The 11,540-nt window shown below is 72.4% G+C and carries 4 protein-coding genes; 1 reads left to right on the forward strand and 3 read right to left on the reverse strand.

Going from position 1 to position 11,540, the window contains the following annotated elements; genetic code table 11:
- Positions 1 to 38: 38 nt before the first annotated feature.
- On the reverse strand, positions 39 to 8,306 hold the full coding sequence (locus tag ABR737_RS35905; RefSeq protein WP_350255278.1) for a non-ribosomal peptide synthetase: 8,268 nt from the start codon (positions 8,304 to 8,306) through the stop codon (positions 39 to 41).
- Between the two features lie 227 nt (positions 8,307 to 8,533).
- Positions 8,534 to 9,373, reverse strand: coding sequence for a (2Fe-2S)-binding protein (locus ABR737_RS35910; RefSeq protein ID WP_350255280.1), 840 nt, complete (start codon positions 9,371 to 9,373; stop codon positions 8,534 to 8,536).
- Between the two features lie 183 nt (positions 9,374 to 9,556).
- On the opposite strand from ABR737_RS35910, the gene ABR737_RS35915 reads away from it, so the two are divergent.
- Positions 9,557 to 10,255 carry a GntR family transcriptional regulator gene (locus ABR737_RS35915; protein ID WP_350255281.1) on the forward strand — a complete coding sequence of 233 codons (699 nt, stop codon included), beginning with the start codon at positions 9,557 to 9,559 and terminating at the stop codon, positions 10,253 to 10,255.
- Positions 10,256 to 10,294: 39 nt separating this feature from the next.
- Here ABR737_RS35915 and ABR737_RS35920 read toward each other — a convergent pair whose 3' ends face one another.
- On the reverse strand, positions 10,295 to 11,170 hold the full coding sequence (locus tag ABR737_RS35920) for a hypothetical protein (RefSeq protein WP_350255283.1): 876 nt from the start codon (positions 11,168 to 11,170) through the stop codon (positions 10,295 to 10,297).
- Between the last annotated feature and the right edge of the window lie 370 nt (positions 11,171 to 11,540).

Raw genomic sequence — 11,540 nt, forward strand, 5'->3', positions numbered from 1 at the left:
TCTTGGAACGGAAATACGAGCGGTGCGGGAAGGAGAGGTCAGGAGCTGCGCATACGGCGGAGCGAGGGCCGGGCCCGGCGGGCCGTGCCGATCTCCTCGGCCAGCCCGGCGACGGTCGGCTTCTCGAAGACCGTCCGGACCGGCAGTTCGGCGCCCAGCGCCGTCCGCACCCGGCTGATCAGCCGGGTCACCAGCAGCGAGTGGCCGCCCAGCTGGAAGAAGCTGTCGTCGATGCTCACCGAGGCCGCCCCCAGCAGCTCCCCGAAGATCCCGCACAGGGTCTCCTCCTGCGGAGTGCGCGGGGCCCGGCCGTCGGCGGACCCGGTCGGCTGCTCCGGGGCGGGCAGGGCCTCGCGGTCCACCTTCCCGTTCGGCGTCAGCGGCCACTCCTGAAGGACCACGACCGCCGACGGCACCATGTACGCGGGCAGTTGCCCGGCACACCGCCCGAGCAGTTCCTCGACCAGCCGCGCCGCGGCGGACGCGTCGGCAGGACCTTCGACATAGGCCACGATCCGCTGCTCACCGGGACGGTCCGTACGCACCAGCGCCAACGCCCGGCCGACCTGCGGATGGTCCGCGAGCGCGGTTTCGATTTCGCCGGGTTCGATGCGGAAGCCGCGGATTTTGATTTGGTTGTCGGTGCGGCCGAGGTATTCGAGGGTGTGGTGGGTGGTCCAGCGGGCGAGGTCGCCGGTGCGGTAGAGGCGGGTGCCGGGTGGGCCGTAGGGGTTGGCGATGAAGCGTTGGGCGGTGAGGTCGGGGCGGTTGTGGTAGCCGCGGGCGAGGGCGGGGCCGGTGGTGTAGAGCTCGCCGGGGACGCCGGGGGGTGTGGGGCGGAGTGCGGGGTCGAGGAGGTAGAGGTGGGTGTTGGTGATGGGGGTGCCGAGGGGTGGGGTGATGGTGCCGGTGAGGGGTGGGCTCATGGTGGTGCAGATGGTGGTTTCGGTGGGTCCGTAGGCGTTGATCATGTGTCGGCCGGTGGACCAGCGGCCGGTTTGTTCGGGTGGGCAGGCTTCTCCGGCGACGATGAGGGTCATGTCGGTGGGGAGGCTGTGGTCGGGGAGTGTGGTGAGGATGGCTGGGGGGAGGGTGGCGTGGGTGATGTGTTGTTGGTGGAGGAGGGTGGTGAGTTCGTCTCCGGTGAGGCGGGTGGGGGGTGCCATGACGAGGGTGGCGCCGTGGGTGAGGGCCATGATGATTTCCCAGGTGGCGGCGTCGAAGCTGAGGGAGGCGAACTGGAGGGTGCGGGAAGTGGGTTGTATGTGGAGGTGTTGGGTTTGTGCGGTGGCGAGTGAGGCGATGCCGGTGTGGGTGACGAGGACGCCTTTGGGGCGGCCGGTGGAGCCGGAGGTGTAGATGAGGTAGGCGGGGTGGTGCAGGTTGAGGGGGGCGTGTCGTTCGTCGTTGCTGAGCGGCCCGTCGGGCCGCTCCGTCAGCCGGGCGGTGGTGTTGGCGTCGTCGAGTACGACCTGTGGGCAGGGCACTTCGGGCAGGTGGTCGGCCGTCGCTGACGCCGTCAGCACACAGACCGGGTTGGCGTCCCGCAGCATGTAGGTGATGCGGTCGGTGGGGTAGTCGGGGTCGATGGGGAGGTAGGCTCCGCCGGCTTTGTGGATGGCGAGGGCGGCGGTGACCATGTCGGCGGAGCGGGGCATGGCGAGGGCGACGAGGCGTTCGGGTCCGACTCCGTGGGTGATCAGGAGGCGGGCGAGCTGGTTGGCGCGGCGGTCGAGTTCGCCGTAGGTGAGGACGGTGTCCTCGTAGACCACGGCCTCGGCGTGCGGGGTGCGGGCGGCGTGGGCCTCGAACAGTTCCGGCATCGTCAGCGCCGGAACCGACCGCCCCGTGGCATTACGGTCGACGAGCAGTTCCCGCCGCTCCTCCTCGGTAAGGATCTCGGCACTGCCCACCGTGCGGTCCGGATCGGCCACGATGGTCCGCAGCATCCCGATCAGTCGCCCGGCCAGGGCCTCGGCGCTGATGCGCTCGAAGAGGTCCGTGGCGTAGTTGAGTTCACCGGTCAGACCGGCCGGCTCACCGGCTGCCGTGTGCTGCTCGCTCAGGCCGAAGACCAGCTCGGACTTGGCGGCCGGGACGCCGACCGGCTCGGGCCGGACCTGGAGGCCGGGCAGGTCCGGGGTGATGGCGGTGCCGTCCTCCAGGTTCAACGAGACCTGGAAGAGCGGCGTGTGCGAGAGCACTCGGGTGACCTGAGCGGCTTCCACCGCACGCTCGAAGGGGGTGTCCTGGTGGGCGTAGGCGGCGAGGTCGGTCTCGCGGACCCGGGCCAGGAGTTGGCGGAAGGTGGGGTCGCCGGAGACGTCGGTGCGCAGGACGAGGGTGTTGACGAAGAATCCGACGAGGTCGTCCAGGGCTTCGTCGGTACGGCCGGCCACGGCGGTGCCGATCGGGATGTCGGTGCCCGCGCCCATACGGGACAGCAGGGCCGCCACCGCCGAGTGCAGCACCATGAACAGCGTGGCGCCCGAGCCCTGGGCGAAGGACAGCAAGGCGCGGTGCAGCTCGGCGTCGATGTTCAGCTCCACCGTGGCGCCGCGGTGGCTGGCGACGGCGGGGCGGGGCCGGTCCAGTGGTAGCTCCAGCAGTTCGGGGGCGCCGCTGAGTTCCTTGCGCCAGAAGTCGAGCTGTTGGGAGAGGACGCTGTCGGGGTCGTTCTCGTCGCCCAGCATGTCGCGTTGCCACAGGGCGTAGTCGGCGTACTGCACCGGCAGCGGTTCCCAGGCGGGGGCGTGGCCGTTGACGCGGGCGGTGTAGGCCTGGGACAGGTCGCGGGAGAGCGGGCCCATGGACCAGCCGTCGCTGGCGATGTGGTGCAGGAGGAGGAGCAGGACGTGCCGGTCCTCGGAGACCTTGAAGAGGGTGAGCTTGAGGGGGACGCCGGCGGTCAGGTCGAAGCCGTACGCGGCGGCGTCCGCCAACGCCGTCTCCAGCAGATCCGGAGCGTCCAGCTCGACCCACTCGACCACCGGACGGGACGGTTCGCCACTGAGCACCATCTGACACGGCTCGCCGGACTCCTCGGCGAAGCGGGTGCGCAGCGCCTCGTGCCGCTCCACCACATCGGCCAGCGCCGCCTCCAGCGCCGCACGGTCCAGAGCACCGGTCAGCCGTACCGCGACGGGCACGTTGTACGTCGGGCTGGGACCCGCCAACTGGTGCAGGAACCACAGCCGTTGCTGTGCGGGGGACAGCGGCAGCCGCGCCGGACGCCCGCCCGCCACCAGCGGCGGACGGGCCGTGCCCGCGTCGGCCAGGCGCGCGGCGAGCCCGGCGACGGTCGGTGCCTCGAACACCGCGCGGATCGGCAGCTCCGCCCCCAGCGTCCGGCGCAGCCCGGCGATCAGCCGGGTCACCAGCAGCGAATGCCCGCCCAGCGCGAAGAAGTTGTCGTCCACGCCCACCCGTGGCAGGCCCAGTATCTCCGCGAACGCGCCGCACAGGATCTCCTCGTGCGCGGTGCGCGGCGCACGCCCCGAAACGCCGGCCGCGACGCCGTAGTCGGGCGTGGGCAGCGACTTGCGGTCCAGTTTGCGGTTCACCGTGAGCGGGAGCTCTTCGAGCAGCACGAAGACCGCGGGCACCATGTAGTCGGGCAGTTGCCCGGCCGCGTAGCGGCGCAGCTCGGCGGAGTCCACGCTCTGCCCGGGCGCGGGGACGGCGTAGCCGACCAGGCGCTTGTCACCGGGCTGGTCCTCGCGGACGATCACGGCCACCTGCGCCAGCTTCGGGTGCGCCCCGATGACGCCCTCGATCTCGCCCAGCTCGATACGGAAGCCGCGCAGCTTGACCTGGTCGTCGACGCGCGCGACGAACTCCATCTGGCCGTCCACCCGCCACCTGGCCAGGTCACCCGAGCGGTACATCCGGCTGCCCGGCGGCCCGTAAGGGTTGGCGACGAAGCGGCCCGAGGTCAGGTCGGGGCGCCGGTGGTAGCCGCGCGTCACCAGGTCACCGGCGATGTACACCTCGCCGGTGCTGCCGGTGGGCACCGGCTGCAGCCGGGCGTCCAGCACGAACATCTGGGTGTTCCAGATCGGCCGGCCGATGGTGACCACGCCCGCCGGGACGCTCTGGCCCGGCTCGATGCGGTACTCCGAGCAGCCGACGGTGGTCTCCGTCGGGCCGTACTCGTTGATGACGGTGGCACCGGGGTGCCGGCTCCGCCACTCGTCCAGCACCTCGCCCATCAGCGACTCGCCGCCGAGCACCAGCTGCTCCTTCGGCGAGTACTGCCCGGGCAGTTCGATGAGCAGCGGCAGGTGGCTGGGGGTGGCCTTGACGAAGGTGGGCTGCGGCCGTCCGTCCGCCGCTCGGGTCCGGCCGTCCAGCTCGACGAGCTCGACGCAGCCGCCGGAGGTCAGGGGCGCGAACAGGCCGGTGGCGGTGAGGTCGAAGGCCACCGGCGAGTGCACCAGGGCCCGTCCGGCCACACCCGGGTACGCCGTGCGGGTCCAGCTCAGGTAGGCGTCCAGCGAGCGGTGCTGCACGGTGACGCCCTTGGGGCGGCCGGTCGACCCGGAGGTGAAGATGACGAAGGCCGCGTTGTCCGCCAGCAGCGGCGCGTTGCGGTCGGCGTCGGTGAGGTCCGTGGAGTCCTGCGCGGTCAGTTCCGCGACGGCCTCGGGGTCGTCCAGGCGCAACGACGGGCACGGCGCGGGGACGTGGTCGAGCACGCCCCGGGCCGTGACGGCCAGCACGGGCGCCACGTCCTCCAGCATGAAGCCGAGCCGGTCCGCGGGGTAGGACGGGTCCAGCGGCAGATAGGCGCCACCGGCCTTGACGATGGCCAGGAGGGTCACCACCAGGTCCACCGAGCGGGGCAGCGCCACCGCGACATACCGCTCCGGACCGACACCGCGCCGGACCAGGAGCCGGGCCAGGCGGTTGGCGCGCGCGTTGAGCTCGGCGTAGGTCAGGCCGGTCTCCTCGTGGACGACCGCGGGAGCATCGGGTGCCCGCCGGGCCTGCTCCTCGATGAGGACGGGCAGCGTCTTCCCCGAGATCTCGTGCGGACGGCCCTGCCACTCCTCCAGCGCCTGCCGCCGCTCCTGCTCCGTCAGGATCTCCAGTTGGCCCACGGGGGCGTCGGGCCGGTCGGTGGACTCGCCCAGCAGCCGCACCAGACGGGCGGTCAGCGCCTCGACGGTGGCCCGGTCGAACAGGTCGGTGGAGTACTCCAGCGAGGCGTCGATGCCCGCGGGCCTACCGTCCCGCGCCGTCCTCTCCTTGGTGTGGAAGGAGAGGTCGAACTGCGCGACCCCCTTGGCCACGTCCTGCACCACCGCCTCCAGGCCCGGCAGCGCCATGCCCTCCTCGGGAGTGTTCTGCGAGGTCAGCATGGTCTGGAAGAGGGGGGCGTGGGACAGCGACCGGGTCGGGTTGACGGCCTCGACGACTCGTTCGAAGGGGGTGTCCTGGTGGGCGTAGGCGGCGAGGTCGGTCTCCCGCACCCGGGCCAGGAGCTGGCGGAAGGTCGGGTCGCCGGACACGTCCGTGCGCAGGACGAGGGTGTTGACGAAGAATCCGACGAGGTCGTCCAGGGCCTCGTCGGAGCGCCCGGCCACGGCGGTGCCGATCGGGATGTCGGTGCCCGCCCCCAGGCGGGAGAGCAGCGCCGCGAGACCGGCCTGCAGCACCATGAACACCGTGACGTCGCACTCGCGCGCCAACTCCGCCATACGGGAGTGAAGGCCGGCGTCGAAGGTGAAGTGGGTGAGGGCCCCGCGGTAGCCGGCGACGGACGGGCGGGGCCGGTCCAGCGGCAGCTCCAGCAGCTCCGGAGCGCCGTTCAACGCCTGCTTCCAGAAGGCCAGTTGCCTGGCCGCGGTGCTGGCCGGGTCGCTCTCGTCCCCCAGCATCTCGCGCTGCCACAGGGTGTAGTCCGCGTACTGCACCGGCAGCGGTTCCCAGGCGGGGGCGCGGCCGCCGGCGCGGGCGGTGTAGGCGGTGGACAGGTCGCGGGTGAGCGGGTCGCGGGACCAGCCGTCGGTGATGATGTGGTGCACCAGCAGGAGCAGGACGTGCTCGCGCTCGCCGAGCCGGTAAAGGGCGGCCTTCAGAGGCACTCCAGCGGTGAGGTCGAAGCCGTGCCCGGCCTGCGCGGCCAGCGCCCGCTGAAGCTGCTCGGCTCCGTCCACTTCGATGAACTCGACGGCCGGGGCGGCCTCTTCGGCGTCCAGGATCACCTGGTGGGGTTCGCCGTCGTGCTCGGCGAAGCGGGTGCGCAGCGCCTCGTGCCGCGCCGTCACATCACCCAGCGCCGCCTCCAGGGCGGTGCGGTCCAGCTCGCCGGTCAGCCGGACGGCGATCGGGATGTTGTAGGCCGGGCCGGGGCCCTCCAACCGGTGGAGGAACCACAGGCGCTGCTGGGCGGGGGAGAGCGGGATCCGCTCCGGGCGCCGGGCCGGCGCCAGGGCAGCGCGTGCCGCGCCGGCGCCGGCCAGGCGGTCCGCCAGCTCGGCGACGGTCGGTGCCTCGAACACCGCGCTCATCGGCAGCTCGGCGTCCAGGGCCGCGCGGATCCGGCTGGTCAGCCGGTTGGCCAGCAGCGAGTGACCGCCCAGAGCGAAGAAGTTGTCCTCGACGCCGACCGACTCCAGGCCCAGCACCTCGGCGGCCAGCCGGCACAGGGTCTCCTCCGTCGCGGTGCGCGGGGCGCTGCCGGCGCCGGTGCGGTACGCGGGGGCGGGCAGCGCCTTGCGGTCCACCTTCGCGTTCGGCGTCAGCGGCCACTCCTCGATGACGACGAAGGCCGACGGCACCATGTACCACGGCACGATCGATGCGGCATGGGCCCGCAGCGTTTCGGCGTCCGGCTCGGCGGCGCCCTCCGCGCAGCTCACATACGCCACGATCCGCTGGTCACCGGGGCGGTCCTCACGGACCAGCACCACGGCGCGCGAGACCTGCGGATGCTGCGTCAGCACGGCCTCGATCTCGCCCGGCTCGACGCGGAAGCCGCGGACCTTGACCTGGTGGTCGGCGCGTCCGCGGAACTCCAGCTGCCCGTCCTGCGTCCACCGGGCCAGGTCACCGGAGCGGTACATCCGCTCGCCCGGCGCCCCGAACGGGTCGGCGACGAACCTCTCGCCGGACAGCGCGGGCTGCCTGAAGTAGCCGCGCGCCAGCCCGGGGCCCGCGATGTAGAGCTCGCCGGTGACGCCCGGCGCCACCGGGCGCAGCCGGTCGTCCAGGACGTAGCCGCGCATGTTGTCCATCACGCGGCCCAGCGGCAGCACGCCGTCCGGGGTCGGCCGGCCCGGCTCCAGCCGGAACTGCGCCATGTTGACGGTGATTTCGGACGGGCCGTACACGTTGATGACGGTGGCCCCGGGGTGACGGCGGCGCCACTCGTCCAGAGTGGCGCCCAGCAGCGCCTCACCGCCGAGCATCAGCTCACCGGTGGGCGAGTAGCCGTCCGGGAGGAGATGGAGTATCGGCAGATGGCTCGGGGTGGCCTTCATGAAGGTGCAGGAGACGGCGCCGGCGTGCGCGTCCTCCTCCAGTGCGGCGGCCAGCACCCGCCCGCCGGACACCAGCGGCCCCCACAACTCCGAGACGGTCATGTCGAAGGACACCGGCGAGTGCCACAGCGAGGTGCCGCCCGGTCCCATGCTCGGGTAGTCCTTGCGGGCCCAGGCCAGATAGTCGGCCAGCGCGCGGTGCTCGATCACCACGGCCTTGGGCGTCCCGGTGGAGCCGGAGGTGTAGGTGACATACGCCGGGTTGGCCATGCGCAGCGGCCCGGTGCGCTCGGCGTCGGCCAGATCGGTGTCCGGCAGGCCGGGCAGCGCCTCGTCGACCGCCGGGTCGTCCAGCAGTACCAGCCGGTCGGTGAGCCCTTCCGCGGCGGGGGAGCCGGCAGTGGTGAGCAGGCAGACGGGGTCGGAGTGGCCGAGCATGTAGGCGATGCGGTCGGCCGGGTAGTCGACGTCCACCGGCAGGTAGGCGGCGCCGGTTTTGGTCACCGCCACCAGGGACACGATCTGGTGCAGCGAGCGCGGCATCAGCACGCCGACAACCTGCTCGGGGCCGGCGCCGCGCGCCACCAGCAGCCGGGCCAGCCGGTTGGCGCGCTCGTTCAGCTCGCGATAGCTGAGGGTCTGGCCGCGGAAGGTCGCGGCGGGGGCGTCGGGGGTGCGGCGCACCTGTGCTTCGAAGAGCTCGGGCAGCTTCAGGGCCGGGACGGCGGACGGTTCGCCCTGCCACCGTGCCGGGACACCTGCGAACAGTTCCTCCCGGGCACCGGACTCCGCCGCACCCGCAGTCTTCGCACCGCTCATTTTCCGAAACTCCTCGTGGCCCGACGACGGGCTTGTGCTCTCGACCTGGCGACGTGTCGGGGGCCGTGTGACTTGGGCAGAACAGGCATGACGTTCGTGCGCCGAGGCTATGCAGAGCTGATTTCGCCGCGTTATTGAAGCCATTTCGCAGGTGGGCGTGGCCGGATATCGGCTACGGGACACCCGCCGTCCTGCGCTGCACCGTCGCCGTCGGGACGGCGCAGACGTCACGTGGCCGCGGTGAGCCGCCTGATGCGCTCCTCGTCCCCGGTGCGCGGGCAGGTCACGCAGGTGTCCTCGGGGCGCAGTGTGTAGAACATGCAGCAGCTGGCACGGTCCCGGGTCGCCAGCGACTCGCCGCCCGGCCCGGCCAGTTCACGGAATCCCGCACTGCCCACGTACGGAGCGGTGGCACCCGGCAGCAGCAGCTCCAGCTCGGCCACCGCGCGCGGCTCCTCGCCCAGCAGGTGCCCCAGGTACCACAGGCCCTCCGCGATCTCGTCGGAGGCCATGCCCCACAGCGCCCGCGGCCCGCGCCGCATCCGGGTGCGGAAGCCTTCCAGAACGGGCCGGAGATGCTGGGCCACCGCCGCCCGTACCTCCGCCCGCAGGGCCTCCTCGTCCGGGACGACCCGGGCGCCGGGCAGTGCCGCGGCGGAGTCGTCCGGGAGGCAGCTGAAGGCGCTGACCCGCACCGCCATCCTGCCCAGCTCACGCTGGAAGGAGACGTCCTGCACGGGCAGCCGCGGGACCCGGCGGTGCAGGAACCAGGGGATGGTGATCAGCAGGCAGGCGGGCCAGGCGTAGCGGTGCAGGGCGAAGCTCGCGATGACGTCCGGCCGGGCGCGCTGTCCGTAATCCCGCACGATCTGCGCGTCGTCCCAGGCGAGGAAGGTGTCCAGGCTCTCGCCGCCGGCCGCGAGCCCGGCCGCGCACACCCAGCCGTCGCCGCTGGGCGGGGCCGCGTCCCACAGAGTCACCCGCAGGCCGGGGAAGACCGCGGAGAGCCGGGCGTAGGCCTCGGCGACGGGGTGGACGGCAGGCGGGGCGGCGGGGGCACGAGTCATGCGGGAGACCACCGAATCGCGAAAGTCTTCAGGTAAGGCTTACCTTACCTGAAGACTTACCCGTGCCCGCTGAACGCCAGTCCTGGCACCCCGCACGGCTTCCCGGCGACTTCCGGACGGCTCCCCGGATTTGAACTGGGGCGCGCGCCGCCTATGGTGCTGGAAACGTCAGGAGGAACCGTCATGGAGCAGGGCACAGCGGAACAGGAGCCGTGCGCCGGGGCGTGGGTGCCCGCGCAGGCCGGCCCCGCCGTGCCCCGGCGGCACTCCGTCCGCGGCCAGGTACTGACCGCGCTGCGCCATGCGCTGGTCGCCGGGGAGCTGGCCCCGGGCGAGGTCTACTCCGCGCCCGCGCTCGCCGAGTGCTACGGGGTCTCCGCGACCCCGGTCAGGGAGGCCATGCAGCAGCTCGCGGGGGAAGGCGCCGTCGAGGTCGTGCCCAACCGTGGCTTCCGGGTCGCCGAGCGCAGCCCCCGTGACCTCGCCGAGCTGGCCGAGGTCCGGGCGATGCTGGAGGTGCCCGCGGTCGTCCGGCTGGCCCGGGCGCTGCCCCCCGAGCGCTGGGAGGAGCTGCGCCCGCTCGCCGATGCGGGCGTCGCGGCCGCCGCCCGCGGTGACCGCATCGGCTACGCCGAGGCCGACCACGCCTTCCACGACGCCCTGATGTCGCTCACCGGCAACCGCAGGCTCACCGAGGTCACCGGCGATCTGCTCCGCCGCGCCCAGTGGCCCCCGGCCGGCGGCCCCCGGCGGCGTACGGCCGAGCTGCTGGCCGACGCCTCCGAGCACACGGCGCTGCTCGACGCCCTGGTCGCCCAGGAGTACGCGGTGGCCGAGCGGATCACCCGCGAGCATGTGTCGGTGGCGCGCCACCCGCACTGAGCGAGTCCGCCGACGGACCGGCCGGGCGCCGGGGCGCGGCTAGCCGGGCAGCAACTCCTCCAGTGGCAGCGCCGCGACATCGGCGGCGGGCCGGGAGAGATAGAGATCGGCGTGGTAGAAGCCGTCGGCTTCCTTGCTCGCGGTGGACAGGCCGCGGGCGGCCAGCGCCTCGTACGCCGCCTGCCGTTCGTTGCCGTCGGCGAACTGCCGCTGACGGAACGTGCGGGTGGTAAGTCTCTCCGTCACCAGTCCTGCCCGGGCCAGCAGGGCGGAGATCGGCCGGTAGGACACCTCGCGCAGCACGAACGCGGCCACCCAGGGTGGCGAGGACACGCAGTCGAAGAGCCGGCCGAAGGTACGGGCGGAGATATAGCCGACGCCGCCGGTGACGGTGATCAGGTCGGTGCCGGCCAGCACCTTCCGCAGCTCCGGGCTCGGGTCGTCGAGTTCCAGGTTCTCCGCGAAGCCGTGGTCGAGCAGACCGACCGCCCGGGCGTAGCCGACCGCACGGTCCGCCGCGTCGATGCCGGTCACCCGGAGGGGTTCGGCACGCCGCCGGGTGGCGAAGAACGTGCGGTCCTCTTCCAGGAGTTGGGCGGTGGGCGGCAGCGCCTTGCCGTTCACGGCATAGCGGCTGTAGAGGTCGGTGAGGGAGAGCTGGTGGTTGAGCAGTGCGGCGTTGACCCCGTACGAGCAGCAGAGGTCGACGACGTTCAGGGGCGGGCGGTCGCTGCGGTGCCGCTGCAGGGTCTCGGCCACGGCACGGAACACCGCTTGGCCGTGGTGCGGAATCTGGTAGTCCAGGGGGTGCAGTGTGGTGAAGTACCGACGGGGATCCGGGCAGTTGTAGATCGCCTCGAAATCTGCCTTGCCCCAGTCGGTTGCAGCGGTCGTGTTGGTCACTCCTGCTGTCATGTGGCCTCCTGAAAGGCTGTGCCAGTGGGTGGGGCCGGCTCTGGTCCCGGACCAGCATCCATACCCCGCTGCCGCCTCACAGTGCGACTTGCGGCCATTCTCGGGGCCTGTGGGGCGTCGTGAGACATCCCTGCCCCGGGCCTTCGGCTCATAGTCCCACCTCAGGGTTCGCCCGGCCCGTCGGCGGCCGCCCGGGCCCGCAACCATCGCGGCCCAGCCGATCCCTCGCGGGGACCGCCTGGATCCGGCCAATCGTCGAAGGATCCGGCATGGCCGGTGTTGAGGGGTTGACGACGACGCAACGAGCGGGGCACGGGCGGGGGATCGAGCGGGGGAGGGCGACAGCGAACGACGGCGGCCGGCCCTCCAC

It is taken from the genome of Streptomyces sp. Edi2 (assembly GCF_040253635.1).
GTDB lineage: Bacteria > Actinomycetota > Actinomycetes > Streptomycetales > Streptomycetaceae > Streptomyces.

Coding starts and splice junctions, on each gene's coding strand:
- ABR737_RS35910 (WP_350255280.1), bottom strand. CDS start 9,373: ATGACTCGTGCCCCCGCCGCCCCGCCTGCCGTCCACCCCGTCGCCGAG.
- ABR737_RS35915 (WP_350255281.1), top strand. CDS start 9,557: ATGGAGCAGGGCACAGCGGAACAGGAGCCGTGCGCCGGGGCGTGGGTG.
- ABR737_RS35905 (WP_350255278.1), bottom strand. CDS start 8,306: ATGAGCGGTGCGAAGACTGCGGGTGCGGCGGAGTCCGGTGCCCGGGAG.
- ABR737_RS35920 (WP_350255283.1), bottom strand. CDS start 11,170: ATGACAGCAGGAGTGACCAACACGACCGCTGCAACCGACTGGGGCAAG.